Raw genomic sequence first — 25,164 nt, 5'->3', positions numbered from 1 at the left:
ACGAAAATCCGGGTCGTGCGAGGCGGCTCAGATGGCGAAGCGAGCGATCCGCGGCACGTTGGCGCCGTTGACCTTGGTGAAGACGCCCAGCGCGTAGAGGTTGCCCGACGCCTCGGTGAAGTCCCAGACCCCCAGGGCGCTGTTGAACCGGGCCCAGGCCGAGGCGTTCGGCGCCGTGCCACCGGCGTCCGCCGTGAGCGCCTTCTTCGCCGCCGTCCTGCTCCCGCACCCGTTGATGGTGGTGCCGCACATGTAGTTGAAGTGGCCTGCCGCGTAGACCGTGTCACCGACCACCTCGACGGACTGCATGTTGCCGTCGGTCGTGACGCGCCAGACCTCGGCGCCGTCCGTGGTGGTCTTGATGAGCGCGTTGCCGTTGCTGGTGCCGCCACCGACGGCCAGGAAGACCCCGGCAGCGTCCTCGACGAGGTCGTACACCGGCGCGGTGAGCGCGGCGCGGTAGCCGAGCAGCTGCCCCGAGGCCGACAGGGCCGCCACCCGCGGCCGCGAGGTGCCCGCCACCCTGGCGAAGTCGCCCCCCACGTAGACCTTCGAACCACTGGTCCTCACCGTGTGGACCACGCCGTCGGCCGACGGGAAGCCCCGGTCGACCGCACCGGTGCCTGCATCGGCGGCGGCGAGGTTGGTCGTCGCCACCCCGCCCGCCGTGGTGAAGCCGCCGCCGAAGACGACCTTGCCGTTGATGTGGTCCAGCGACCGGATCTTGCCGTTGGGTGCCGGGTTGAAGGAGGTCACCGTCCCCGTCGACACGTTGATCGCCGCGACGTTGTTGCGCCGGACCCCGCCGACGTTGTTGAACTTGCCGCCGATGAACAGCATGTTCTGGCCGTCCGTGGCCAGGGCCTCGATCGTGCCGTCGACATCCACGCGGAACGACGTCAGCGACCCCGTGGCGGCGTCGAGGGCGGCGAGGCGGCCCCGCGCCTGGCCGTCGACCCGGGTGAAGCTGCCGCCGATGAAGAGGCGGCCACCGATCCTGACGGAGTTGTAGACCGTCCCGTCGTCGGCGTGTGACGACGGCTCCGGCGTCCTGTTGATCACTGCCGCGGACGCCGTCCCGGCTGTCGCGAGTACGACCGCGGCGCTCGTCGCCATGGTCAGGATCCAGCGTGCGTGCATGGTGCCCCTCATTCCCCTGATGACGTGTTCGTCGACCTTCCCAGCGCGAGGGTCGACGTCCCCTGCCGACCTCATGCGCAGCTGCCGCCCGGACTGCTTCAGGCGCTGTGTCCAGTCAAGGTAAACGGACGCAACCGCGACCACCGACGAATGGCGTAGTCCCCCACGCCTGCAGCACGAGGCCCGGTGGCGGTGGCGCCCCCCATTCGCACGAGTCCTCCGCCGACGCGGCCTAGAGTCGACGCATGACGACGGACGGCGAGGCACGCGCGGCACGGGCCCTGGCTGCCTCAGGCATCGAGCACACCGTGACCCGCCACGGCCGGGTCGGCTCCCTCGAGGAGGCGGCCGCTGCCCGTGGCGTCGCACCGCGCGACATCATCAAGACCCTCGTGGTCCGCAGGACCGACGACGACTACCTGTTCGTGTTGGTGCCGGGCGACCGCGAGATCTCCTGGCCCAAGCTGCGGGGGCTGCTCGGGGTCAGCCGGCTCTCGATGCCGGACGCCGGCACGGCCAAGGACGTCACCGGCTACGAGCGCGGCACCATCACGCCGTTCGGCTCCCTGAGGCCCTGGCCCGTCATCGCCGACGCCACCGTCTCCGGCCGCACCGTCTCCATCGGTGCCGGCGCCCACGGGGTGGCAGTCACGGCGCAGGCGGACGACGTGGTCCGGGCGCTGCAGGCACAGGTCGCCGACGTGACCGACCCCGTCGCGCCCGAGGCGCGCTAGACGATCTCCCAGTCGGCCACCGGCCCCTCGACCAACCGGAAGAGGGGGTGCGGCTCGGGCCTCCCGCGGCCCTCCGGTGCCGCCGCGGACCTCATCGCCGCCAGCCAGTCCGCGCTGCGCAGGGTGAGCTTGGCGACCAGGTGCCCCCACTCGTGCTCGAGCTGCCCGGTGGTGACCTCGAGCCGCCCCACCCAACGCGCAGGATCAGCCGGGCACTCGATGATGCGCGAGCGGTCGTAGCGGTACCCCCGACGAGAGGCCTCGTCGGCCACCTGCTCGAGGTAGGCACCCACCGTGGCGACCGGTTCCACCGTGGCCGAGAAACGCCGCAGCTGAGGGTGTTTCGTGTACCCCTTCGTCCGTCCGGCGAGCACCGCCTGCGCCAGCAGCGCCTCGCGCCAGGTCGCCGTGAGCCCCTGCCGGTCGAGGTACCTCGGGTGCAGCGACCACAGCCTCATGGGCGCCGATCCTGCCCCAGCGCATCGGTGAGGTGTGCCGCGGCCCCTCCCCCGCGGCATACGTCACCGCTGCGCCGAGACGGTCAGGACTCGCGCATCGGCACCCGCACCCCGCGCTCGGCCGCGACCCGCTCGGCGACGTCGTAGCCGGCGTCGACGTGCCGGATGACACCCATGCCCGGGTCGTTGGTGAGCACCCGCTCGAGCTTCTGCGCCGCGAGGTCGGTGCCGTCGGCGAGCGAGACCTGGCCGGCGTGCAGCGAGCGGCCGATGCCGACCCCGCCACCGTGGTGGATCGAGACCCACGAGGCACCCGACGAGGTGTTGACCAGCGCGTTGAGCAGCGGCCAGTCGGCAATCGCGTCGGAGCCGTCGAGCATGGCCTCGGTCTCGCGGTAGGGGCTGGCGACCGAGCCTGCGTCGAGGTGGTCGCGGCCGATGACGATCGGCGCGCTGACCTCACCGGAGCGGACCAGCTCGTTGAACGCGAGCCCGGCCTTGTCGCGCTCTCCGTAGCCGAGCCAGCAGATGCGGGCGGGCAGGCCCTGGAACGCGATCCGCTCCTGCGCGCCGCGGATCCACTTGTGCAGGCGGTCGTTGTCGGGGAACAGGTCGAGCACCGCCCGGTCGGTGGCCGCGATGTCCTTGGGGTCACCCGACAGCGCCGCCCAGCGGAACGGGCCCTTGCCCTCGCAGAACAGCGGGCGGATGTAGGCCGGCACGAAGCCGGGGAACTCGAAGGCGCGGTCGTAGCCGCCCAGCCGGGCCTCGTCGCGGATCGAGTTGCCGTAGTCGAACACCTCGGCGCCGGCGTCCTGGAACTCGACCATGGCCTGCACGTGCTGGGCCATGGAGGCGCGGGCCCGGTCGGTGAACTCCTCCGGCTTGGCCTCGGCGTAGTCGTGCCAGTCCTCGACCGAGACGCCCTCGGGCAGGTAGGACAACGGGTCGTGGGCCGAGGTCTGGTCGGTGACGATGTCGATCGCGACACCCCGGCGGAGCAGCTCGGGGAAGACCGTGGCCGCGTTGCCGACGACACCGATCGACCAGGCGCGCTTCTCCTCCTTGGCCTTGAGCGCCTTCTCGACCGCGTCGTCGAGCGAGGAGGCGACCTCGTCGAGGTAGCGGTGCTCCACGCGCCGGTGCAGTCGGGCTGGGTCGACGTCGACGATGAGGCACACGCCGCCGTTGAGCGTGACCGCCAGCGGCTGCGCGCCGCCCATCCCGCCACAGCCACCGGTCAGGGTCAGCGTGCCGGACAGCGTTCCGTTGAACCGCTTCTCGGCCACGGCGGCGAACGTCTCGTACGTGCCCTGCACGATGCCCTGGGTGCCGATGTAGATCCACGAACCGGCGGTCATCTGGCCGTACATCGTCAGGCCGAGGTGCTCGAGCCGGCGGAACTCGGGCCAGGTCGCCCAGTCCCCCACCAGGTTGGAGTTGGCGATGAGCACGCGCGGGGCCCACTCGTGCGTCTGCATCACACCGACCGGCCGGCCCGACTGCACGAGCATCGTCTCGTCCGGCTTGAGCGTGGTCAGCGTGCGGACCATCGCGTCGAAGGACTTCCAGTCGCGGGCCGCGCGACCGGTGCCGCCGTAGACGACGAGGTCGTCGGGCCGCTCGGCCACCTCGGGGTCGAGGTTGTTCATGAGCATCCGCAGCGGGGCCTCGGCCCCCCAGTGCGAGGCGGTGAGCTTGCTGCCGCGAGGGGCGCGGACGGGACGGGCGCCTTCCATGTCGTTCTCCTTAGGGCGCTGGTGGTTCAGGACGGGTTCAAGACGGGGTATGCCGGTTGGTTCAGTTGAGCGGGCCGGTGACGCTCTCCGCGGCCGCGACGGCAGCGCCGCTGGCGACGAGCTGCACTGCGGTCTCGATCTCGGGGGCGAGGAAGCGGTCGGTGCCCGGGCCGGGCGCACCGGCCGCGCGGAGCGCTCGCACCACGGCACCGGTGGCGGGGCTCGGCTGCTCGGGCGCCCGCAGCTCGATGGCCCTGGCTGCCGTCAGCAGCTCGACCGCCAGCACGCGGGTGAGGCCGTCGACGGAACGGCGGAGCTTGCGGGCGGCGGACCAGCCCATCGACACGTGGTCCTCCTGCATCGCCGAGCTCGGGATCGAGTCGACCGACGCCGGCGCGGCCAGGCGCTTCATCTCCGAGACGATCGCCGCCTGGGTGTACTGCGCGATCATGTGGCCCGAGTCGACGCCGGGGTCGTCGGCGAGGAACGCGTTCAGCCCGTGGCTGCGCGCGGTGTCGAGGAAACGGTCGGTGCGGCGCTCCGAGATGGAGGCCAGGTCGGCGGCGACGATGGCCAGGAAGTCGAGCACGTAGGCGACCGGGGCGCCGTGGAAGTTGCCGTTCGACTCCACCCGGCCGTCCTTCGTCACGACGGGGTTGTCCACGGCAGAGGCGAGCTCGAACCCGGCGACCTGCGCGGCATACGCCACCGTGTCACGGACGGCACCGGCCACCTGCGGCGAGCAGCGCAGCGAGTAGGCGTCCTGCACGCGGGTGCAGGCCTCGGTGCGGTGGCTCTCGCGGATCCCGCTGCCCTGCATCAGCTTTCGAAGGTTGTCGGCCGACAGCGCCTGGCCCGGCTGCGGACGCAGCTCGTGCAGGTCGGCCGCGAAGACGTCGTCGGTGCCGAGCTGGCCCTCCACGCTCATGGCCGCGGTGATGTCGGCGACGGTGAGCAGGTGGCGCAGATCCGTGATGGCCAGCACGAGCTGCCCGAGCATCCCGTCGGTGCCGTTGATGAGGGCCAGGCCCTCCTTCTCGCGCAGCTCGACGGGCGTGATCCCGACGGCGGCGAAGGCCTCGGCGGTCGGCAGCCGCTCGCCCGCCGCGTCGCGGACGACGCCCTCGCCCATCAGCGCCAGTGCGCAGTGCGCCAGGGGGGCGAGGTCGCCCGAGCAGCCCAGCGAGCCGTACTCGTGCACGACCGGGGTGATGCCGGCGTTCAGCATGGCGACGTAGGTCTGCAGCGTCTCCTCCCGGATGCCGGTGCGGCCCGTCGCCAGGGTCGAGATGCGCAGCAGCATCAGCGCGCGCACGACCTCGCGCTCGACCTCGGCGCCGGAGCCGGCGGCATGCGAGCGCACCAGCGAGCGCTGGAGCTGGGCCCGAAGCTCGACGGGGATGTGCCGGGTCGCCAGGGCGCCGAAACCGGTGGAGACCCCGTAGTGCGGCTGGGCGTCGTCAGCCAGGGACTCGATGACGCCGCGCGTCCGCCGCACCTCGGCAAGGGCGTCCTCGTCGACGGTCACCCTGGCGTCGTGGCGGGCGACGGCGACCACGTCCTCGAAGGAGAGCGGGCCGAGGCCCACGGTCACCTGCGCGGTCGCGAGGCGGGGGGAGGCAGTGCTGGTCATGCCTCCCATTGCAGCGGAGGGCCGCCGCGCGCGGATGGCGCGCACACGGCATACCGTCTCGCATGCGAGACGGTGAGGTCCGGCCGTCGCCAGCCGTCGTCGGCGGCCCGCCGTCAGCTCCCCTAGTAGCAGCCCGTCGCCGTCGCTGCCAGGGCGTCGACGGCGGCCCGTGCCGAGGTCGTCGCGGTGTTGTAGTTGACCAGCAGCGAGAAGAGCCGCTCCCTGCCGTCCTCGCCGGGGGCGATGCCGCTGAGGGTCACCACGTCGTCGAGCGAGCCCGTCTTGGCGCGGACGACGCCCTTGGCGCAGATCGTCGGCGACGTGGTGAACCGGGTCTTGAGCGTTCCCGACACTCCGGCGGTCGGCATGCCCGGCGCCGCGAAGACGACCGTGTCGACGTCCGCCTGGAGGCGCATCCGCTTGAGGAGGTAGAGGGCGGTGGTCACGGTCATCCGGTCGGAGCGCGAGAGGCCCGACCCGTCGTAGAAGGACAACCCGGTGACGTGGACACCGTAGCGACGCAGCACGTCGAGGGCGTTGGCCTTGGCGCCGGACCACGTCGCGGGGTAGCCGCGGCGCAGGGCCGCGAGCCGGTAGAGCGCCTCGGCGTAGTCGTTGTGGCTGGCGCTCAGCATGACCTGCACCATCGAGCCGATCGACGGCGACGTCGTCGTGGCCAGGGTGCTCGCCCCCGCCTCGACCACGGCGCGCCGGACGGCCTTGACCGTGAGGCCCTGCGACCGCAGCTGGTTGGCGAAGACGTAGCCGGCGTTCAGCGACGTGTCAGCGACGTTGGCCTGGTCGACCACGAGGGCGCGGACCGGCGCGACCTCCTCGGGCACCCACTCGGCCTTCCACCCGGTCGCGTTCGTCGGCGCGGGGAACAGCGAGTCGTCGACGAAGACGTTGACGGTGCCGATGCCCTGGGCCTTGAGCCGGCTCGCCGTCGTGGACGCCATGGCGTTCAGGCGTGCCGAGGTGAGGGTCGGGTCCCCCACGCCCTTGACGTAGATCGAGCTGCGGTAGGTCCTGCCCTGCATCACCGGCGTCGTGAGCGTGGCCGGGCCGCCGAGCGACTTCATCGCCACGTAGGCCGTGACGAGCTTCTGGTTGGACGCCGGGAGCCGGGCCGTGGTGGTGCTCCGGGACCAGAGCGCCTTTCCCGTCGCGAGGTCCACCACCTGGCCGCTGAAGGCGGAGCCGAGCCGGGTGTCCCGGCCACGGGTCGCGAGGTTGCCCGCGATGCTGGTCGTGAGGTCGGCCGAGAGCTCCGACGCGGTGGTCGGCGCCGGCGGCGCGGGCTCGGTGGCCGCGCTCGGCTCGGGGATGCCGGTGGCCCACTCGCCGAGGTCGTCGTCGCCCGTCACGGGCACCGGCGCAGGGGTGGCCGGCCCCGAGGCGGAGCTGGGGGCAGGGGCTGCCGAACCGGCTGGGTGGAGCGGAGTGGCCGCGGCGGTCGCACCACCGGCCACCAGGCCGGCCACGAGCCACGGGGCGACGACGACAGCGGCGGCGGCGGACAGCGGGCGGGGGCTCAGGGCACGGGGCCTCGAGGCGCGGCGAGATGGCATGGCGGCTCCTTGGGTCGCCGCGAGGGTACCCCCCACCGGTGTCCATTTGTGGCCGAAACGGACACATCCGCGGACGCCGTCACCGACGCGGTCAGGAGGGCTTGACCGCCAGTACCGGGCAGGGGGCGTCGAGCAGCACCCGCTGCGCCACCGAGCCGAGGAGCAGCTTGCCCACCGGCGAGCGGTGCCGCAGCCCGATGACCAGCACGGAGACCTTCTCCTCCTCGGCGACCCTCAGCAGGGCCTCGGCCGCGTCGTTGCCCTCCTCGATCTGGCGGACCTCGAAGGCCGTGCCCAGCTCGGCGAGGTCGCGCCCCACCCGGGCGAGCTGGTCCTCTCCCGCGCGCCTGGCGTCGACGAGCACGTCGTCGCGCGACATGTTGACGACGAGGAGCCGCTCGCCGCGGCGGCGCGACTCCTCCACCGCCGCGGTGAGCGCCGTCTCGCCGAACGAGTTGGGCACGTAGCCCACGAGCACCGTCATGATCTGTCTCCTCTCGACTGCAAGCCGGTCACACAGAGCTCGGCACGTTGCCGCCCCGGCCGAACTGGGGGTTCGGGTGGTCGTCGCCACCGTCGTCTCGGCTGCGGCCGATGAGCTTGGCGATCAGCGGCCAGAGCAGCACGACCGCGATGATGGCGTAGCAGACCCACGCCACCGGCCCGCCGATGAGCCCGGAGGGGTCGCCCCCGGTCAGCTGCAGCGAGCGCCGCGCCTGCTTCTCGGCGAGCGGCCCCAGGATGACGCCGACGATCAGCGGCAGCACGGGCAGGCCGAACCGCCGCATCGCGAACCCGAGCAGCCCGAGGCCCAGCAGCAGGAACAGGTCGAACGGCTGGGAGTTGACCGCGTAGGCACCCATCGACGCGAAGAAGAGGATTCCGGCATACAGGTAGGGCCGCGGGATCTGCAGCAGCTTGGCCCAGGCCGGCGCCAGCGGCAGGTTGAGCACCAGCAGCATCGTGTTGCCGATGAAGAGGCTGGCGACGAGCGCCCACACCAGGCCCGGCTGCTTCTCGAGCAGCAGCGGGCCCGGCTCCATGCCGTAGCCCTGCAGCGCGGCCAGCATGATCGCCGCCGTCGCGTTGGTGGGCAGGCCCAGGGCCAGCATCGGCACGAGCGTGCCTGCGGCCGAGGCGTTGTTGGCCGCCTCGGGCCCGGCGACGCCCTCGATGGCTCCGTTGCCGAACTCCTCAGGGTGCTTCGACAGCTTCCTCTCCGTCATGTAGGAGAGGAAGGTCGGCATCTCGGCGCCACCGGCGGGGATGGCGCCGAACGGGAACCCGTATGCCGTGCCGCGCAGCCACGGCTTCCACGACCGCTTCCAGTCCTCCCGGCCCATCCACGGCCGTCCGACCGGGATGACCTCCGCGGCCTTGCGGCGCAGGTGGGCGGCGACCCAGAGAGCCTCGCCCACGGCGAAGATGCCGACGGCGACCACGACGACGTCGATGCCGTCGGCCAACTGCGGCACCCCCAGGGTCAGCCGTTGCTGGCCGGTGACGAAGTCGATGCCGATGAGGCCGATCGTCAGGCCGACGAGCAGCGAGGCCAGCCCGCGCACCCGCGACGAGCCCAGCACCGCGCTGACACCGACGAAGGCGACGAGGATGATCGCGAGGTACTCCGGGGCGCCGAGGCTGATCGCGAACTCGACGACCTGCGGCATCACGAAGACCAGCGCCAGCGTGGCGATGGTGCCCGCGATGAACGAGCCGATGGCCGCGGTGGCGAGCGCCTGCGCGGCCCGCCCGGCCTTGGCCATCTTGTTGCCCTCGATGGCCGTGACCACCGACGCGGACTCACCCGGGGTGTTGAGCAGGATCGAGGTCGTCGAGCCGCCGTACATGCCGCCGTAGAAGATCGCGGCGAAGAGGATCAGCGCCTGGGTCGGCTCCATGCCGTAGGTGATCGGCAGCAGCAGCGCGACGGTCATGGCCGGGCCGATGCCGGGGAGCACGCCCACGGCCGTGCCGACGGTGACGCCGAGCAGCGCGATGAGCAGGCTCATCGGCGTCAGGACGGCGCCGAACCCTTCGATCAGGGCGTTCAGGTTGTCCATCACAGGATCCCTTGCAGGATGCCGGCCGGGAGGTTCACGCCCAGGCCGATCGCGAAGGCGTAGAACGTGACCAGTGCCAGGGCGACCCCGATGACCAGGCCCCTGAGGTGGTGACGGTTGCCGAGGGCGAAGGCCGCGCCCCAGAACAGGAGCGACCCGCTGATGACCCAGCCGAGCGGCTCGATGAGCACCGCGTTGGCGATGAAGGCACCGATGAGCAGGGCGACGGTGCGGGTGTCGATGCGGGTCGTGAGGTCGACGTCCTCGCCTGCCTCCGCCTCGCCGACGCCGCCGCGGGCGACGTCGATCGCGTAGAACACCGCGACCACGACGAGCAGGACGCCGAGGATGATCGGCACGGGCTTGGGGCCGATCGGGTCGTTGCTGCTGGACGCCGCCCCGATCCGGCTGGCGTCGAAGAGCACGAACACGCCGAGCAGGGCGAGGGCCGCGCACACGGCGTACTGCGCGCGGTCCCCGCCCTTGCCCGTGAGGGACTGCTGGCTCACGCCAGGCCCAGCTGCTTGAGGATCTCGGCGACCTCGGTGTCCTGCTCCTTGAGGAAGGTGCCGAACTCGTCACCGGTCTGGAAGGCGTCGGTCCAGCCGCGCTTGGCCATCTCGTCCTTCCAGCCCTTGGAGTCGTGCATCGCGGTCAGCGCCTTGATCCACGTCTGCTTGTCCTCCTCCGAGATGCCGGGAGGGGCGACGATGCCGCGCCAGTTGGTGAACACGAGGTCGATGCCGCTGCTCTTGAGCGTCGGCACGTCCTTCAGTGCCTCGATCGGCTCCTCGCTGGTCACCGCCAGCACGCGGACGTCGCCGGCCTCGACCTGGTCGAGGAACTCGCCGAACCCGCTGGCACCGAAGGCGATCTTGTTGCCGAGCAGCGCGGGGAGCAGCTCGCCGCCACCGTCGTAGGACACGTAGGAGACGTCCTTGGGCTCGATGCCGACGGCCTTGGCCAGCTGCATCGGCAGCAGGTGGTCGGGACCGCCCGGCGAGGAGCCACCGCCCACGGCCAGCTTCTTCGGGTCCTTCTTCCAGGCATCGACGAGCTGGTTGATGTCCTTGTAGGGCGAGTCCTTGGGCACGACGATGGCGCCGGCCTCCTCGATGAGCTTGGCGATCGGCGTCGTGTCGTTGAGCGTCGCCTTGGACTTCTGCGTGTAGGCCGCGCCCACGACGCCGAGGCCCATCTGCATGGCGAGCTTGCCGTTCTCCTTCTCGTTCACGGTCCGCTGCAGGCCGACCGTGCCGCCGGCACCGGGGAGGTTGAACACCTGCACCGGGCCGGTGATCTTCTCGGCCTCCATGACCTTCGCCGCGACGCGGGCGGTCGTGTCGTACCCGCCGCCGGGCGAGTTGGGCACCATCAGCTGCAGGTTGGTGGCCGGCTTGCCGCCGTCGGCGGAGGCGGAGCCGGACGAGTCCTTGGCAGCGGTGGCACCACAGGCGCTGAGCGCGAGCGCTGCGACGGCTGCGGCGCCGACCAGGGCGGTGGGACGAGCTCGCATCGTTGAGACCTCTTTCGTTTTCCTTCTGGGGGGCGCGATGATCGTGCTGCCTGATGGGATGGTTCGTCCCTCTTGTGTCACCAGAGAAGGTTGAGTTCATAGTGGTCATGCGTGCGCTGCGCCGGTCGACCCTCGCGGGTCAGTTGCTGGCGTTCCAGCTGGCGCTGGTCACGGTGGTGCTGGTCGCGGTGGGAGCACTCTCCCTCGCCCAGTCCGAGGCCACCTTCACCAGGGTCGAGGGCCGCCGGGTGTCGGCCCTCGCCGAGCAGGTGGCGGCCAACCCGCTGGTGCGCGGAAACCTCGCCGTGCCCGAGCAGCGCACCGGCCTGGCCACGCTCGCGCAGCAGGTCGTCGTCCAGTCGCGGGTGACCGCGGTGACCATCGCCGACGCCGACGAGCACGTGCGCGTATCGAGCGACCCCGACCTCGAGGACGCCGGTCTCCCGCTCGGTGACCCGGACGTCGCGAACGGCACCAGCTGGTCGGGGACCATGGAGCTCGAGGGTGACCGCCAGCTCGTCTCCCAGGTGCCCGTCCTCAGCGTCCAGACCGGCCACGTGGGCGAGACCCTGGGCACGGTCATGGTCGCCGTCGACTTCCCCTCGGTGTGGGAGCGGCTGCGCGGCGCCTCCTCCTACCTGCTCACCTACCTCGGCACCGCCCTGGTGCTGGGCGTGCTCGGGTCGTGGCTGCTGGCCCGGCGCATCAAGCGCCAGACCCTGGGCCTGGAGCCCCGCGAGATCGCGGGCCTCGCCGAGCACCGTGAGGCCCTGCTCTACGGCATCGCCGAGGGGGTCATCGCCCTCGACCCGCAGAACCGCATCACCCTCGTCAACGACGTCGCCCGACGCCTGCTCGACCTCCCCGAGCACGCGGCCGGTGTCAGCCTGGCGGACCTGCGCATCGAGGGGAGGCTGCGCGACGTGCTCTCGGGCGAGGGCGACGCCCGCGACGAGGTGGTGATCCGGCGCGGGCGCGTGCTCGTGATGAACCGCATGGCGGTCGACAAGGACGGCCGGCACCTGGGTACCGTCACCACGCTGCGCGACCGCACCGAGCTCGCCCAGCTCGAGCGCGAGATCGGCTCGTTCCGCAGCTCCACCCAGCTGCTTCGGGCCCAGGCGCACGAGTTCGCCAACCAGCTGCACACCATCTCCGGCCTGATCCAGATCGGCGAGTTCGACGAGGTCGTCCGCTACGTCGACGCCGTGAGCCGGCACCGTGAGTCGCTCGACCTCACCGTCAACCGGCGCGTGCACGACAGCGCGGTCGCAGCCCTGCTCATGGCCAAGTCGTCGCTGGCCGCCGAGCGGCGCGTGGAGCTGCGGGTCAGCGGCGACACCTCCCTCGACCGGCTCGAGCCCGCCGACTCGGCCGACGTGGCGACCGTCGTCGGCAACCTCGTCGACAACGCCATCGACGCCGCCTCCGGCTCGCCGGAGGCCTGGGTGGAGGTCTCGCTGCGCAACGACGCGACGAGCGTCGAGGTGGTCGTGCGCGACTCCGGCCCCGGTGTGGCTCCGGAGCTCGCCCAGGAGGTCTTCACCCACGGCTTCACCACCAAGGCTGCCCGGTCCGGCGAGCGGGGCATCGGCCTGGCGCTGACCCAGCTGGTGTGCCAGCGCCGGGGCGGCGAGGTCGTGCTCTCCAACACCGAGGACGGAGCCATGTTCCGGGCCCAGCTCACCGTCACCACCGTCCCGGAGGCCGTCTCGTGATCAGGGTCCTCGTCGTCGACGACGACTTCATGGTGGCGCGGATCCACACCGGCTTCGTCCAGCGCGTGCCCGGCTTCGAGGTGGTCGGCGCCCGGCACACCGGCACCGACGCCCTCGCCGCCGTGGGCGAGCTCCAGCCCGACCTGGTGCTGCTCGACCTCTACCTGCCCGACCTCTTCGGGCTCGACGTGCTGGCCAAGCTCCGCGGGGCCGGCGAGAGCTGCGACGTGATGGTCATCAGCGCCGCGAAGGAGCTCGACGCCGTCCGCCAGGCCGGCCGCCAGGGCGTGGTCGACTACCTGCTCAAGCCCTTCGGCTTCGACGACCTCCGCGACAGGCTGGAACGGTATGCCGCGCGGCGGGCGGCGCTCGACGCTGCGGTCGTGGAGGGCCAGGGCGACATCGACCGGCTGCTCGGCGGCCGCACCGCAGGGGGACCGCCGGGGCCGCTGCCCAAGGGCATGAGCGTCGAGACCGCCCAGGTGGTCGAGCGCGTGCTGAAGGAGACGGAGGGGACCCTCTCGGCCACCGAGTGCGCGGAGCAGGCGGGCCTGTCCCGCGTGAGCGCCCGCCGCTACCTCGAGCACTTCTGCAGCACCGGTCAGGCCGAGGTGCGGCTGCGCTACGGCACGACCGGCCGGCCGGAACGCCGCTACCGCTGGGCCACCTGAGCGGTCTGCCACACTCTCGCCGTGGGCAACGCACCGGCCGCGGCACAGGCACTCGAGGTGCTCTCGCTCCTGGCCCGGCACACCGAGCCCCTGCCGGCCGGGTCGATCGCGCGCGAGCTCGGCATCCCCCGGTCGAGCACCTACCACCTGCTCGCCGTGCTCCGCGACCACGGCTTCGTCACGCACCTGCCGGAGGAACGTCGCTACGGCCTCGGCGTCGCCGCCTACGAGCTGGGCTCGGCCTACCAGCGGCAGGCCCCCCTGCAACGCCTCGCCCGGCCCCTCCTGGGCCGTCTCGTGGACGAGACCACGCACAACGCGCACCTCGCGGTGCTCCACGGCCGCGACGTGCTCTACGTCATCGAGGAGCGGGCGCCAGGCCGGCCGCTGCTCGTCACCGACGTCGGCGTGCGGCTCCCCGCGCCGCTCACCGCCAGCGGCCTGGCCATGCTCGCGGCCCTGCCCCCGGCGCAGGTGCGGGCGCTCTTCCCCCACCGCGACAGCCTCGTCCAGCGCGACGGGCACGGACCCACCTCGGTGTCCCAGCTGCGCCGGGAGCTCACCGAGGTGCGCAACCGGGGGTACGCCGTGGAGGAGGGCTCGGTCAGCGAGGGCCTGTCCTCGGTCGCCCGGGCCGTGCTCGACCACACGGGTCACCCGGTCGCCGGTGTGGCCGTCACCTTCCCGACCGACAAGGTCGCGGACTCCGAGCGGGCCCGGATCGTCGCCGCGGTGAGCCGGGTGGCCGCGACGCTGTCTGCCCGCCTCGGCGGGGTGCGTTGATCGGCGGGGCCTGAAGCGTCCACACTCACCCGGGGGAGGAGGGGCCGGTGCAGGAGTTCATCGCCACGTTCGTCTCGGCGGGCCGCCGACGTCGACGCCGCCTGCGGTTCGTCCTGACGACGCTCATGGTGCTCGTGGTGGCCACGGGCGCGCTGGGGTATGCCGTCCACCGCGGCGGTGACGACCCATCCCCTGCCGCAGTCGGCTCCGGTGAGCAGGCAGGAGCCGCCGGTGGCCGGTCCACGCCCGACGCCGGTCGACCACCCGAGGAGAGCCCGCCCGCACCCGCGGACCCGCCGGCCGGCGGACGTGGCGCGCTGGCGCCCGTCGTCACGGACCGCATCCCCGCACCGACCACGAGCATCGCCCTCTCCGACCCCGTGCCCGGCACGACCAACATGCAGGCACCGGCGGCCGCCGCGGTGAGGTCGGCCTTGGCCGCCGCCCGCCGAGCCGGCGAGCAACCGGGCATCAAGTCGGCCTGGCGCAGCGCCGAGTGGCAGCAGGTCCTGTTCGACCGAGCGCTCGTGAAGTACGGCTCGCGCTCCGAGGCGACGAAGTGGGTTCTGCCGCCGCAGGAGTCGGCGCACGTCAAGGGCTACGCGGTGGACGTCTCGCCGCTCGCGGCCGCGCAGTGGCTGGAGGCCCACGGCGCGGCCTACGGGCTCTGCCGCACCTATGACAACGAGTGGTGGCACTTCGAGTACCTCGCCACGACCAGCTGCCCGCCGCGGAAGCCGACGGCGGGCAGCTGACGGGGTGCGTCTGAGCCCGTCAGACGCCGATCTCGTGCCAGGGCCCCCAGATGGCGAAGGTCAGGCCGGCACTGGCCTGGATGTTGACGAACAGGGTCCTGCCGTCCGGGCTGAAGGTTGACCCGGCGAACTCGTCGCCGCGGCGGTCGGTCCCGCTGGCGCTCGTCATCCGGTTGAGCGCGATGTCCCACAGCTGCCCGCCGCGGGAGAGGCCGCGGACGTAGTTGTCGCCCGAGCTGTCCTCGCACAGGACGAGGCTGCCGCGCTCGCTCACCGTGATGTTGTCGGGGAAGTCGAGCGTCTCCTTGCCCGGCGACTGGTAGACGAGGAACAGCGTCTCCGACCGGGTGTCGTAGCCCCACACCTGGCCGAAGCCCTTGCCGTAGCCGTTGCGGCTGTCCGGCCCGGTCATCGCCTCACCGCCACCCTGGGTGGAGGTGAAGTAGACGACGCCGTTGTCGTAGATCTGGCCCTCGAGGCGGGAGAAGTGCGCGGCGCCCTGGGCGCGACCCTGGTCGCCGACGTAGGTGAGCGCCTCGTCGTTGGTGGTGGGAGCGGCCTGGCCCGGCGTGTACGTGAAGGTCGGGTCCGGGTCGTCGATGTCGACCCACTCCACGGCATACCGGGCGCCCTTGGCCTGCTCGGCCTCGAGGTGCGCGTCGTCGACCCCCTTGACCTTGAGCATCTGCAGGGTGCCCTCGTTGTCGATGTGGCCGACCTCCATCGGGTGCCGCTTCGGCCTGTAGCGGTAGTAGCCCGACGGGAACGCGAAGTTGTCCTCGGTGAGGTAGAGGTAGCCGTCGACCGGGTCGAGCGCGACCGCCTCGTGGGCGAAGCGGCCGGCCCTGGTGATCGGCTCGCCGGAGGCGCGGCCCGTGGTCGGCACCTCGAAGACGTAGCCGTGCGGCTTGGTCAGCGGGATGTTCGACGTGCCGGTGAAGTCGGGGCCCACGTCGGGGCCGTTGACGGTCTCCTCGCAGGTGATCCACGCGCCCCAGGGCATCTGGCCGCCGCTGCAGTTCATCATCGTGCCGTTGAGGCCGGTCCAGGCGCTGGTGACCTCGCCCTCGGGTGAGACGTTGACGACCGTGCAGCCGCCCTTGGCCTGCGGGTCGTAGGTGTGCTCACCGACCGGGCCGAAGGCGGGGCCGGGGTTGTTGACCTCGTGGTTGCGCACCAGCGTGACGAGGCCGTCCTCGCCCTCGAACGCACCCATGCCGTCGTGGCGGCCGGGCAGCGTGGTGCCGTCGTCGAGCACCACCTTCTGCTCGGTGTCGTGGAACGACCGGTAGGAGAACCCCTCGGGCAGGTGCAGCCGCACCTTGCCGTCGCGCAGGTCCTCCGTCGGCCGCAGCGCCCGGAACGGTGCGGCGCCCAGCGCGCCGGCCGGACCGGCGACGAGGCCCTGGAACGGGCCGGCCAGCAGGACGCCGCCGGTGACCGCGGCACTGCCCTTGAGGAACGTACGTCTCTCGACTGCCATGCATCTCCCCTTCGAGACTGCGAGTTCGCCCGGGGTCGTCCGGGCAACGAGTCGCCACGGTAGTGCGGCCCACCCCTCCCCGGAAGGTCTTGGACGTGAAAACCTGTCGCTCGTGACCAGCAACCCGACGGTTCCCACCACCGCGGTGGTGCTGTGTGGCGGTGAGAGCCGGCGCTTCGGCTCGGACAAGACGCGGGCCGACCTCGGCGGCGTCTCCGTGCTCGACGCCGTCCTGTCGTCGCTGCCCGAGCACTGGGACGTGCTGTGCGTCGGGCCGGAGCGGCCCATCGTGCGACGGGGTGTGCGCTGGACCCGCGAGGACCCACCGGGCGGCGGCCCCGTCGCCGGGCTCGCCGCAGCGCTGGGCGAGGTGGAGGCACCGGTCACCGTTCTGCTCGGGGGCGACATGCCAGGTGCCGGGCCCGTGGCCGTCGAGCTCGCCGCAGCCCTTGCCGGGGTTCCCGACGCGGACGTCGTCGCGGGCGTCGATGGCGACGGGCGCGTGCAGCCGCTCCTCGCGGCATACCGGACCGCGGCGCTGCGCGCCGCGCTGCCCGACCGGCCGGCCGGGACGCCCCTGCGCAGGGTGCTCGACGGGCTGCGCGTGCACCGGGTCGAGGTGCCCGAACGGGCCAGCCGCGACATCGACACCCCCGAGGACCTCGACGCGGCCCGCCATAGGCTCGCGCCATGAAGGCCATCACGATCCCCACGCCCGGAGACGCCGACGCCCTCGTGCTCGCCGAGGTGCCGGACCCCGAGCCGGCCGCCGGCGAGGTGCGCATCCGGGTGGCCGCCGCTGGTGTGAACCGGGCCGACGTCATGCAGCGGCGCGGCTTCTACAACCCGCCGCCCGGCTCCTCCCCCTACCCGGGCCTGGAGGTCAGCGGCACGGTCGACGCCGTCGGCGAGGGCGTCATCGACTGGTCGGTGGGCGACGAGGTCTGCGCGCTGCTCGTGGGCGGCGGCTACGCCGAGCAGGTGTGCGTGCCGCAGGCCCAGGTGCTGCCGGTGCCCGGCGGCGTCGCGCTCGAGGACGCCGCCGCGCTGCCCGAGGTCGTGTGCACCGTGTGGTCCAACGTCTTCATGACCGCCAACCTGCTGCCGGGGCAGTTCCTCCTCGTGCACGGCGGGTCGTCGGGCATCGGCACGATGGCCATCCAGCTGGCCCGCGAGGTCGGCGCCCACGTGGCCGTCACGGCGGGGTCGGCCGAGAAGCTCGAGGCCTGCCGGTCACTCGGCGCCGAGGTGCTGGTCAACTACCGCGAGCAGGACTTCGTCGAGGAGGTGCGCCGGGCCACGGGCGGCACCGGGGCCGACGTCATCCTCGACAACATGGGCGCGAAGTACCTCTCCCGCAACGTCGACGCCCTCGCCGTGAACGGCCGCCTCGTCGTCATCGGGCTGCAGGGCGGCACGAAGGCCGAGATCGACCTGAACGCGTTGCTGCGCAAGCGCGCTGCCGTCATCGCGACCTCGCTGCGGGCCCGGCCGGTCGAGGAGAAGGCCACCATCGTCGCCGCCGTGCGCGAGCACGTCTGGCCGCTGGTGGAGGCTGGGCGGGTCCGGCCCGTCGTGCACTCCCGGCACCCGCTCGCCGCCGCGGCCCAGGCACACCGCGAGATGGAGGAGAGCGGGCACATCGGCAAGATCCTGCTGACTCCCTGAACCGACGACGGAGAACCCGCGACCGAGCCCACGACCGCAGAGACCGGCTGATGACGCCGGTCGGCTCGGCCCCCACAATGGACGTGGAGGCATGTGATGGATCTCGACGAGCTGGTCTTCCATCCGTGGGTCGCGCAAGGGCCTCGAGAGGTCCCGACCTTCGTCGGCGGCTCCGGCAGCCACCTCGTCGATGCGGCCGGCCGGCGCTACCTCGACTTCAGCTCGCAGCTGGTCTTCACCAACCTCGGCCACCAGCACCCGCGCATCGTCGAGGCCATCAAGCAGCAGGCCGACCGGCTGTGCGCGCTTGCGCCCGCCCACGCGTCCGACATCCGTGGCGAGGCCGCCCGGGCGATCGTCGAGGTGGCCCCGGACGGGCTGGGGCACGTGCTGTTCACGACCGGTGGCACCGAGGCCGTCGAGCACGCGGTGCGGATGGCCCGCCTGCACAACGGCCGGCCGAAGGTGCTCGCCGCCTACCGCTCCTACCACGGCTCGACGACGACCTCGATCCACCTCACCGGCGACCCCCGGCGCTGGGCCAGCGACACCGGCTCGGCGGGAGCGGTGCACTTCTTCGGCCCGTTCCTGTACCGCTCGGTGTTCGGGTCGAGGACGTCCGCGGAGGAGTGCGAGCGGGCGCTCGCCCACCTCGAGCAGGTGATCCTCCTCGAGGGGCCGTCGACGATCTCCGCCCTGGTCCTGGAGTCAGTGGTCGGCAGCTCGGGGGTGATCGTGCCGCCCGCCGGCTACCTGCGCGGTGTCCGCGAGCTGTGCACCCGTCACGGCATCGTGTACATCGCCGACGAGGTGCTGGTCGGTTTCGGTCGCACCGGAGCCTGGTTCGGCGTCGACCACGAGGGTGTGAGCCCCGACCTGCTGGTCTTCGCGAAGGGCGTCAACTCGGGCTACGTGCCGCTCGGGGGCGTGCTGGTCGGCGAGGCGGTCTACGAGACGTTCACCCGACGCCCCTACCCGGCGGGCCTGACCTACAGCGGGCACCCGCTCGCCTGCGCGGCCGCCGTGGGCGCCCTGGGCGCCATGCACGACGAGGGCACCGTGGCGGCGGCCGCCCACCTCGGCTCGGAGGTCCTCGGACCCGGCCTGGGCGGGCTGGCGGAGCAACACCCCTGTGTGGGTGATGTCCGTGGCATCGGGGGCCTGTGGACCCTCGAGCTCGTCCGCGACCGGCAGAGCCGGGAGCCGCTCGTGCCGGTGGGCGCCACCGGCGAGGCGAACGCGCCGATGACGGCGTTCGTGAGGGCCTGCCTCGACCGCGAGCTGGTCCCGCTGGTCCTGGGCAACCGCGTCCATGTCGCACCGCCGCTCAACATCAGCGACGCCGACGCTGCCACGGGCCTGGCCATCGTGGGCGAGGCCCTGGCTGCGGCCGATGCCTACGTGACCTAGGCACCGCACAGCGGTCGGGAGCGGGCCTTCGGTCCGATATCCTTGGTGCTGCAAAGGGTTACTGTGCGTCCTTGGAGGCGGGTTCGGCGCACGCCCGCTGTGCCGTACCCCGGCACCTGCACAGAATCGAACCCGCGTGTCACCGATCGCCTCCTACCGGCGGCTCTTCGCCCTGGCCGGTCCCCTCTACGTCGTCACCGCCTTCCTCGGCAGGCTGCCCCTGGCCATGAGCCAGATGGGCGCCCTGCTCCTCGTGTCCTCAGCGACCGGTTCGTATGCCGCGGGCGGCCTCGCCGCGGGCACGCTCGCCGTCGCGAACGCCGTGTGCTCCCCTGTCGCGGGTGCGCTCGCCGACCGACTCGGGCAGCGCCCCGTCGTGCTCGTGCAGTCCGTGGTCGGCGGCCTCGGGCTCGCCGCGCTGGTCGGCCTCGCGGCCGCCGACGCCGAGACGACGCTGCTCGTGGCCGCGGCCGGACTGGCCGGCGCCTTCGCCCCGCAGATCGGTCCGCTCGCGCGGGCCCGGTGGCGTCCGATCACCCACGGGAGCGGCCCCCACCAGCCGCGGCTGGTCGAGGCGGCCTTCTCCTATGAGGGCGCTGCGGACGAGGCGTCCTTCGTGCTCGGGCCCGCCCTGCTCGGCACGCTCGTCGCGGTGGCCGCGCCCGGCGCCGGGCTGCTGACCGCCGCCGCCCTCCTGCTCGTCTTCGGAGTGTGGTTCGCCCTGCACCCGACGGCTCGGCTGACCCACGCGGCCCGCCACGACGGCCACGCCGCCGGCCGGCTGGTGACGCCGGTCTTCGCCGTGCTGCTGCTCGCCCAGCTGCTGATCGGCGTCGTCTTCGGCTCGGTGCAGACCGGCACGACGGTGCTCGCCACCGCCGCCGGCCAGGCCGGCACGGCCGGGCTCGTGCACGCCGTGCTCGGCATCGGCAGCGTCGCCGCCGGACTGGCCATCGCCGCCCTCCCCGAGCGCGTCGGCTACGCGACCCGGGTGCTGGTCACGGCCGCCGGCCTGTTCGTCCTCGCCGTGCCGCTGCTGTGGACCGACTCGCTGCGCTCGCTGGTGCTCGTCGTGCTGGTGCTCGGCTTCGTGGTGGCGCCCTACATGATCAGCAACTTCACCCTGGGTGAGCGGGCCGCCCCGGTCGCCCGGGTCGGCGCGGCCATGACGCTGCTCGCGGCCGCCACGGGCCTTGGGTACGCGCTCGGCTCGGCGACCGCCGGACGACTCGCCGACGCCTCCGGCCACACCGCCGCCTTCGGGGTCACCGTGGCCGCGGGTGCGGCGGCCCTGCTGCTCGCCGCTGTCGCGCAGCCGCTGCTCCGTCGCGTTGTGCGGCGGCCGGCCCCCTCACCTGGGGGGAGCGCCGATGCGGGCGACGAGGCCTCCACGCCAGCCGTCGGCGCGGCGCTTGACGCCGCCTCCTGATACTCGGTATACCTTCCCCACCAGCGGGAATACCGGGTATGCATCCGGCCCGATGGCGTGAAGGGGACGACGAGAGGGGACGGCATGTCGGTGCGGCTGGGTTTGTTGGCGCTGCTCGCCGAGGAGCCGACGTATGGCGCCCGGCTGCGGGCGGAGTTCGAGGCCAGGACCGGGGGGACCTGGCCGCTCAACGTCGGGCAGGTCTACACGACCCTCGCCCGGCTGGAGCGCGACGGACTGGTCGAGGCGGTGGGTGAGGACGCCGAGGGGCGCATCTCTTACCGCCTCACCAGCGCCGGTCGCGCCGAGGTCACCCAGTGGTGGGTCGCACCGGTCGACCGCGACTCGACCCCCCGCGACGAGCTCGTCATCAAGCTCGCCCTCGCCGTGACGGTGGAGGGCGTCGACGTGCACCGGGTGGTGCAGACCCAGCGCACCGCGACCCTGAAGCACCTGCAGGACCTCACCCGCCTCAAGCACCGCGCCACCGCAGGCGACACCGACACCGACCTCTCCTGGCTGCTGGTGCTCGAGAACCTCGTCTTCGCCGCGGAGGCGGAGGTCCGCTGGCTCGACCACGTCGAGACCCGGCTCGCCCGGGAGGCGACCCGACCGCGCAGGCGGGCCCACGGCACACCCACACCGCAGACCACCAAGGACCACAGCAGAACTTCCGCCTGAGGGGGCACAGATGGGCACGACACCGATCCTGCGGCTGGCCGAGGTCAGCCGCGTGCACGGCAGCGACGCCACCGCCGTGCAGGCGCTGGCCGGGGTGAGCATGGAGGTGCACGCCGGGGAGCTGGTGGCCGTCATGGGCCCGAGCGGCTCGGGCAAGTCCACGCTGCTCAACCTCGCCGGGGGACTCGACGCCCCGACCAGCGGCCAGGTCTTCATCGAGGACGAGGCCATCGGCAGCCTGAAGGGCGACGGGCTCGCCCGCCTGCGCCGTCGCCGGGTCGGGTTCGTCTTCCAGGACTTCAACCTCATCCCGTCGCTGACCGCGGCCGAGAACGTCGCGCTGCCCCTCGAGCTCGACGGCCAGCGCGTGCGCCGGGCCCGCCGCCACGCGCTCGCCGCGCTCGACCTCGTCGGTGTCCGCGAGCTCGCCGACCGCTACCCCGACCAGATGTCCGGCGGGCAGCAGCAGCGGGTGGCCATCGCCCGCGCCCTCGTCGGTGACCGCAAGCTCGTACTGGCCGACGAACCCACCGGCGCGCTCGACTCGCACACCGGCGAGGAGGTGCTGCGCGTGCTCCGCGAGCGCTGCGACGACGGCGCCGCAGGGCTGCTCGTCACCCACGAGGCACGGCACGCCGCGTGGGCCGACCGGGTCGTGTTCCTGCGGGACGGCCTCGTCGTCGACAGCACCGGGCGGCCTTCGACGGCCGACTCGCTGCTCGGCAGCGCCGTCTGAGGCCGCGGCATGACCACCCTCGCCCCGGGGCAGCCTGCCGCCCCGGACCTCCCTGAGACCTCTCCGCAGCCCGAGCGCCCTCACCGGGCGACCCGCCTCCAGCGGTGGCGGGCCAGCTGGCGGGTCGCCCTGCGCATGGCGCGACGCGACGTCCGGCGGCACCGTGGCCGCAGCATCCTCGTCCTCGTCATGGTGTCCCTGCCCGTGGCCCTGCTCGTGGCGGCCGCCTGCTGGGCCGACACCGGCACGCTCAGCGGGGCCGACCGCATCCCGCTGATGATGGGCAGCGGCCAGGCCCTGGTGCAGTCACCCCAGGAACAGCGGATCGCCCAGTTCCCCGAGCCCGACTCGTATTCCAGCGACGGCACACCGGCCAAGGCGGTGCCGGGGTTCGTGGCCGGGGCGGACAACACGGCCGCGATGGAGCGCCTCCTCGGGGGCGAGCTCGTTCCCGTCACCGAGACCGACGCGCGGTTCCTCTCCGGAGACCGCCGCATCCGCATCCACGGGCTGGTCGTCGACGGTCGCCGCGACATCGGGCCGAAGGCCGAGCTCACTTCCGGCCGGTGGCCGACCGACAACACCGAGGTCGTCGTGACGCCGGCTGGGGTCGACAAGGGCCTGCCGACGAGTGGGCCCGCGCGATTCTCCGTCGCGGGCGAACCGCGCGATGTGGAGGTCGTCGGCACCGCCACGGCTCTCAGCGCCTGGGGCGGCCAGCCCGACTTCGTCGTCCCGACGGTCTTCGACATCGCCGACATGTACGGCGCGACGTGGATCCTCCAGCGTGAGCGGCGGGTCCCCTGGTCCGAGGTCCGCTCCCTCAACGAGTACGGCATCGTCGTGACCAGCGCTGCCGCCCTGGAGAACCCGCCAGCCGACCACGAGCTCGACCCGAGCATCCGGGGCCAGGCCGGCTACGAGGCCGACCGCGCCGCGACCACCGCCCTCGTCGGTGGCGTCATGCTCTTCATCGTCACCACCCTGCTGGTCGGCCCGGCCTTCGCGGTGAGCGCGGCACGCCAGCGACGAACCCTGGCCATCGCTGCGAGCAACGGCGCCGAGACCCGCCAGCTGCGCCGGTCGGTGCTGGCCCAGGCGCTCGTGCTCGGTGCCGCCGCTGCCGTCGGGGGAGCTTTCGTCGGCGCCCTCGGGCTGCGGGCTGCCGTGGCCGTGTGGCGGGCCACGCACCCCGGCACCCTCATCGGCAGCTTCAGCCTGCCGTGGGTGGCGCTGGCCATCATCGTGCCCTGCGCCGTCGTCAGCGCGGTCACCGCCGCCCTGATCCCGTCGCTCCGGCTCGGCCGGCTCGACATCGTCGGCGTCATGCGCGGCCAGAGCGTCTCGCCGCCCGCGAACCGGGTCCTCCCCGTGGTGGGAGCCCTCATGGTGGTCGGCGGCGGGCTCTTCCTCGTGGCCAGCGTCAAGAACGGTGCTCGCGAGGTCGCGATGGCCGGTGGCGCTGTCGTGCTGGTGCTCGGCGCCCTGTTGACGGTGCCGGCCCTGCTCGTCGTCGCCGGCGCCCTCGCCTCCCGGCTGCCGGTCGCTCCCCGCATGGCCACCCGCGACGCCGCCCGGCACCGCACGCGGTCGACGCCGACGGTGGCGGCCATCCTCGCCGGCGTGGCTGCGCTGACCGCGTTCAGCATCGGCGTGGCGAGTGACACCGAGCAGCGCCAACGGGAGTACCGCCCCCAGGCAGCGATGGGCCAGGGGTTCGTGCAGGTCGGCGAGCCCGACGCCCGGATCTCGGTGACGCAGGCCCTCCGCTCCGACGCACCCGAGGTGGTGGCCACTCCGTACGCCCTGGTGTCTGTTCCGGAGACCACCCCTGCCTCGACGCACCTCTCCCTGGTCGCTGTGGTCCCGCCCGGGTGCACGCCGAAGCAGGCGCTGGGCGTGGGGGTCCAGGACGACCCCGGGTCCACGGTCGTCCAGCGCTGCATGAAGGTGGGGACCCTGGCCTACAACCAGGGCCAGGTCATGGTCCTCCCTGCCTCCGAGCTGGGCGCACGACTCGGCCTGACCCCGGACCAGCAGCAGATGATGGCCGAGGGCGGACTCGCCGCCGCGCACCCGGGTCTGGCCAGGAACGGTGCTGCCGAAGTGGTGTTCGGGGCGGCCGGCATCGACCAGCAGACGGGCGGTCTGACCGACCTCTCGGGTCTGCAGACCCGTCGGATGCCCGTCGTGGAGCTGCCGCAAGAGGCCATCGCCGACGGCCGCCTCGGCTTCGGGACCGGGGCCGCAGTGACCACCGAGACCGCCGAGCGGCTCGGTTGGCCGACGACCCAGCAGGGATGGCTCCTGCGCGACCCCGAGGGTGCGATCAGCGCCGAGACCCAGAAGCGGCTCGACGAGAGCATCGCCGACGAGGGGTGGCTCTACGTCGAGCGCGGCTTCCAGCGCGACGACATCGCCGTCCTGCGGGTCATGTTCGGCTTGGCAGCCGCCCTGCTGCTCGCCGTGACGCTGATCTCCACGGCGCTGTCGCTGGCGGAGCAGCAGGCCGACATGGGCACCTTCGCCGCAGTGGGTGCCACCCGGCGCACCCGACGGGCCCTCGCCGGTTCGCAGGCCATGGTCGTGGGACTCATCGGCGCGGTGCTCGGGGTCGTCGTTGGGCTGTTCCCGGGGGTCGCCATCACCCACCCGCTGACCGCCACGTCGTGGGACGACGTCACCGGTCAGGAGGTGCAGGCCGATCCGACGCTCGTCATCCCCTGGCTGCCCCTGCTGCTCGTCGTCGTGGGGGTGCCCCTCCTCGCAGGCCTGCTCTCGGCGGCCGCAATCCGGGCGGCACCGGCGGTGGCACGGCGGGCGGAGTGAAGCAGCGGCGAGACGCAGGCCCGGCCCACGCCGCAGAGCCCAGGCTGCCCGCGGCATACGCCCGTTGGACCCACCGGTAGCACTGGCGGGTAACTAGCCCCTCCACCTACGCCCCCGTAGGTTGGACGGAGGTCGAGACCCCCATCG

22 protein-coding genes are annotated in these 25,164 nt (G+C 72.7%); 12 read left to right on the top strand and 10 right to left on the bottom strand.

The window, feature by feature from the left end; genetic code table 11:
• Nucleotides 1-27: 27 nt before the first annotated feature.
• A complete protein-coding gene (locus tag P0Y31_RS03815; RefSeq protein ID WP_275866727.1) occupies nt 28-1,140 on the bottom strand; it encodes a hypothetical protein in 1,113 nt (370 codons plus the stop codon).
• Between the two features lie 245 nt (nt 1,141-1,385).
• Here P0Y31_RS03815 and P0Y31_RS03810 point away from each other — a divergent pair, with 245 nt between their 5' ends.
• Nucleotides 1,386-1,874, top strand: coding sequence for a YbaK/EbsC family protein (locus P0Y31_RS03810; RefSeq protein WP_275866726.1), 489 nt, complete (start codon nt 1,386-1,388; stop codon nt 1,872-1,874).
• On the opposite strand, the gene P0Y31_RS03805 is transcribed toward P0Y31_RS03810, so the two are convergent.
• The 8 genes from P0Y31_RS03805 to P0Y31_RS03770 form a co-directional block, all read right to left on the bottom strand.
• Nucleotides 1,871-2,332 (bottom strand): pyrimidine dimer DNA glycosylase/endonuclease V, encoded by a 462-nt coding sequence (locus tag P0Y31_RS03805; protein ID WP_275866725.1) that lies wholly within the window; start codon nt 2,330-2,332, stop codon nt 1,871-1,873. The two genes, P0Y31_RS03810 and P0Y31_RS03805, sit on opposite strands and share 4 nt — an antisense overlap.
• Nucleotides 2,333-2,415: 83 nt before the next feature.
• A complete protein-coding gene (hutU, locus tag P0Y31_RS03800) occupies nt 2,416-4,071 on the bottom strand; it encodes a urocanate hydratase (protein WP_275866724.1) in 1,656 nt (551 codons plus the stop codon).
• 61 nt (nt 4,072-4,132) lie between these two features.
• Nucleotides 4,133-5,704: a histidine ammonia-lyase gene (hutH, locus tag P0Y31_RS03795; protein WP_275866723.1), complete on the bottom strand. Its 1,572-nt coding sequence runs from the start codon at nt 5,702-5,704 to the stop codon at nt 4,133-4,135.
• A gap of 122 nt (nt 5,705-5,826) precedes the next feature.
• On the bottom strand, nt 5,827-7,275 hold the full coding sequence (locus P0Y31_RS03790; RefSeq protein ID WP_275866722.1) for a D-alanyl-D-alanine carboxypeptidase: 1,449 nt from the start codon (nt 7,273-7,275) through the stop codon (nt 5,827-5,829).
• Nucleotides 7,276-7,366: 91 nt separating this feature from the next.
• Nucleotides 7,367-7,759: a universal stress protein gene (locus P0Y31_RS03785; protein ID WP_275866721.1), complete on the bottom strand. Its 393-nt coding sequence runs from the start codon at nt 7,757-7,759 to the stop codon at nt 7,367-7,369.
• A 28-nt stretch (nt 7,760-7,787) separates the two neighbouring features.
• Nucleotides 7,788-9,338, bottom strand: coding sequence for a tripartite tricarboxylate transporter permease (locus P0Y31_RS03780; protein WP_275866720.1), 1,551 nt, complete (start codon nt 9,336-9,338; stop codon nt 7,788-7,790).
• Nucleotides 9,338-9,847: a tripartite tricarboxylate transporter TctB family protein gene (locus P0Y31_RS03775; RefSeq protein ID WP_275866719.1), complete on the bottom strand. Its 510-nt coding sequence runs from the start codon at nt 9,845-9,847 to the stop codon at nt 9,338-9,340. The genes P0Y31_RS03780 and P0Y31_RS03775 overlap by 1 nt, the downstream gene beginning before the upstream one ends.
• Nucleotides 9,844-10,854: a tripartite tricarboxylate transporter substrate binding protein gene (locus P0Y31_RS03770; protein WP_275806270.1), complete on the bottom strand. Its 1,011-nt coding sequence runs from the start codon at nt 10,852-10,854 to the stop codon at nt 9,844-9,846. Before P0Y31_RS03770 ends, P0Y31_RS03775 begins: the two co-directional genes overlap by 4 nt.
• A gap of 107 nt (nt 10,855-10,961) precedes the next feature.
• Between P0Y31_RS03770 and P0Y31_RS03765 the strand changes: the two genes are divergently transcribed.
• The 4 genes from P0Y31_RS03765 to P0Y31_RS03750 are packed head-to-tail and all read left to right on the top strand — an operon-like array spanning nt 10,962 to nt 14,781.
• Nucleotides 10,962-12,572: an ATP-binding protein gene (locus tag P0Y31_RS03765; protein ID WP_275806268.1), complete on the top strand. Its 1,611-nt coding sequence runs from the start codon at nt 10,962-10,964 to the stop codon at nt 12,570-12,572.
• Nucleotides 12,569-13,243, top strand: a complete 675-nt coding sequence (locus P0Y31_RS03760; RefSeq protein WP_275866718.1) for a response regulator — start codon at nt 12,569-12,571, stop codon at nt 13,241-13,243. Before P0Y31_RS03765 ends, P0Y31_RS03760 begins: the two co-directional genes overlap by 4 nt.
• A gap of 21 nt (nt 13,244-13,264) precedes the next feature.
• Complete coding sequence (locus P0Y31_RS03755) at nt 13,265-14,026, top strand: IclR family transcriptional regulator (protein ID WP_275866717.1); 762 nt, start codon at nt 13,265-13,267, stop codon at nt 14,024-14,026.
• Nucleotides 14,027-14,073: 47 nt separating this feature from the next.
• Nucleotides 14,074-14,781 carry a D-alanyl-D-alanine carboxypeptidase family protein gene (locus P0Y31_RS03750; protein ID WP_275866716.1) on the top strand — a complete coding sequence of 236 codons (708 nt, stop codon included), beginning with the start codon at nt 14,074-14,076 and terminating at the stop codon, nt 14,779-14,781.
• 19 nt (nt 14,782-14,800) lie between these two features.
• Here P0Y31_RS03750 and P0Y31_RS03745 read toward each other — a convergent pair whose 3' ends face one another.
• Complete coding sequence (locus P0Y31_RS03745) at nt 14,801-16,264, bottom strand: alkaline phosphatase PhoX (protein WP_275866715.1); 1,464 nt, start codon at nt 16,262-16,264, stop codon at nt 14,801-14,803.
• A gap of 112 nt (nt 16,265-16,376) precedes the next feature.
• On the opposite strand from P0Y31_RS03745, the gene P0Y31_RS03740 reads away from it, so the two are divergent.
• From P0Y31_RS03740 to P0Y31_RS03710, 7 genes are all read left to right on the top strand, one after another.
• Nucleotides 16,377-16,958 (top strand): molybdenum cofactor guanylyltransferase, encoded by a 582-nt coding sequence (locus P0Y31_RS03740; RefSeq protein ID WP_275866714.1) that lies wholly within the window; start codon nt 16,377-16,379, stop codon nt 16,956-16,958.
• The gene (locus P0Y31_RS03735; protein WP_275866713.1) at nt 16,955-17,932 is read left to right on the top strand and encodes an NAD(P)H-quinone oxidoreductase; all 978 of its coding nucleotides are present in this window, start codon (nt 16,955-16,957) and stop codon (nt 17,930-17,932) included. The genes P0Y31_RS03740 and P0Y31_RS03735 overlap by 4 nt, the downstream gene beginning before the upstream one ends.
• Nucleotides 17,933-18,028: 96 nt before the next feature.
• The gene (locus tag P0Y31_RS03730) at nt 18,029-19,342 is read left to right on the top strand and encodes an aspartate aminotransferase family protein (protein WP_275866712.1); all 1,314 of its coding nucleotides are present in this window, start codon (nt 18,029-18,031) and stop codon (nt 19,340-19,342) included.
• Nucleotides 19,343-19,478: 136 nt separating this feature from the next.
• A complete protein-coding gene (locus tag P0Y31_RS03725) occupies nt 19,479-20,771 on the top strand; it encodes an MFS transporter (protein ID WP_275866711.1) in 1,293 nt (430 codons plus the stop codon).
• Between the two features lie 84 nt (nt 20,772-20,855).
• Complete coding sequence (locus tag P0Y31_RS03720) at nt 20,856-21,452, top strand: PadR family transcriptional regulator (RefSeq protein ID WP_275866710.1); 597 nt, start codon at nt 20,856-20,858, stop codon at nt 21,450-21,452.
• Between the two features lie 10 nt (nt 21,453-21,462).
• On the top strand, nt 21,463-22,188 hold the full coding sequence (locus P0Y31_RS03715) for an ABC transporter ATP-binding protein (protein ID WP_275866709.1): 726 nt from the start codon (nt 21,463-21,465) through the stop codon (nt 22,186-22,188).
• A gap of 9 nt (nt 22,189-22,197) precedes the next feature.
• Nucleotides 22,198-25,017: an ABC transporter permease gene (locus tag P0Y31_RS03710; protein ID WP_275866708.1), complete on the top strand. Its 2,820-nt coding sequence runs from the start codon at nt 22,198-22,200 to the stop codon at nt 25,015-25,017.
• The last annotated feature ends 147 nt before the right edge of the window (nt 25,018-25,164 follow it).

Origin of the sequence: Knoellia sp. 3-2P3, from assembly GCF_029223115.1 — a bacterium.
Lineage (GTDB): Bacteria > Actinomycetota > Actinomycetes > Actinomycetales > Dermatophilaceae > Pedococcus_A.
Note: the sequence above shows the minus strand (reverse complement) of the source record. Positions and strands in the feature narration are given on the sequence as shown.

What these genes read in the sequence shown, in the direction of transcription:
- P0Y31_RS03770 (WP_275806270.1), bottom strand. Translation starts at nt 10,854, where the DNA reads ATGCGAGCTCGTCCCACCGCCCTGGTCGGCGCCGCAGCCGTCGCAGCG.
- P0Y31_RS03735 (WP_275866713.1), top strand. Translation starts at nt 16,955, where the DNA reads ATGAAGGCCATCACGATCCCCACGCCCGGAGACGCCGACGCCCTCGTG.
- hutH (WP_275866723.1), bottom strand. Translation starts at nt 5,704, where the DNA reads ATGACCAGCACTGCCTCCCCCCGCCTCGCGACCGCGCAGGTGACCGTG.
- P0Y31_RS03710 (WP_275866708.1), top strand. Translation starts at nt 22,198, where the DNA reads ATGACCACCCTCGCCCCGGGGCAGCCTGCCGCCCCGGACCTCCCTGAG.
- P0Y31_RS03720 (WP_275866710.1), top strand. Translation starts at nt 20,856, where the DNA reads ATGTCGGTGCGGCTGGGTTTGTTGGCGCTGCTCGCCGAGGAGCCGACG.
- P0Y31_RS03810 (WP_275866726.1), top strand. Translation starts at nt 1,386, where the DNA reads ATGACGACGGACGGCGAGGCACGCGCGGCACGGGCCCTGGCTGCCTCA.
- P0Y31_RS03785 (WP_275866721.1), bottom strand. Translation starts at nt 7,759, where the DNA reads ATGACGGTGCTCGTGGGCTACGTGCCCAACTCGTTCGGCGAGACGGCG.
- hutU (WP_275866724.1), bottom strand. Translation starts at nt 4,071, where the DNA reads ATGGAAGGCGCCCGTCCCGTCCGCGCCCCTCGCGGCAGCAAGCTCACC.
- P0Y31_RS03730 (WP_275866712.1), top strand. Translation starts at nt 18,029, where the DNA reads ATGGATCTCGACGAGCTGGTCTTCCATCCGTGGGTCGCGCAAGGGCCT.
- P0Y31_RS03790 (WP_275866722.1), bottom strand. Translation starts at nt 7,275, where the DNA reads ATGCCATCTCGCCGCGCCTCGAGGCCCCGTGCCCTGAGCCCCCGCCCG.
- P0Y31_RS03745 (WP_275866715.1), bottom strand. Translation starts at nt 16,264, where the DNA reads ATGGCAGTCGAGAGACGTACGTTCCTCAAGGGCAGTGCCGCGGTCACC.
- P0Y31_RS03715 (WP_275866709.1), top strand. Translation starts at nt 21,463, where the DNA reads ATGGGCACGACACCGATCCTGCGGCTGGCCGAGGTCAGCCGCGTGCAC.
- P0Y31_RS03805 (WP_275866725.1), bottom strand. Translation starts at nt 2,332, where the DNA reads ATGAGGCTGTGGTCGCTGCACCCGAGGTACCTCGACCGGCAGGGGCTC.
- P0Y31_RS03780 (WP_275866720.1), bottom strand. Translation starts at nt 9,338, where the DNA reads ATGGACAACCTGAACGCCCTGATCGAAGGGTTCGGCGCCGTCCTGACG.
- P0Y31_RS03765 (WP_275806268.1), top strand. Translation starts at nt 10,962, where the DNA reads ATGCGTGCGCTGCGCCGGTCGACCCTCGCGGGTCAGTTGCTGGCGTTC.
- P0Y31_RS03815 (WP_275866727.1), bottom strand. Translation starts at nt 1,140, where the DNA reads ATGCACGCACGCTGGATCCTGACCATGGCGACGAGCGCCGCGGTCGTA.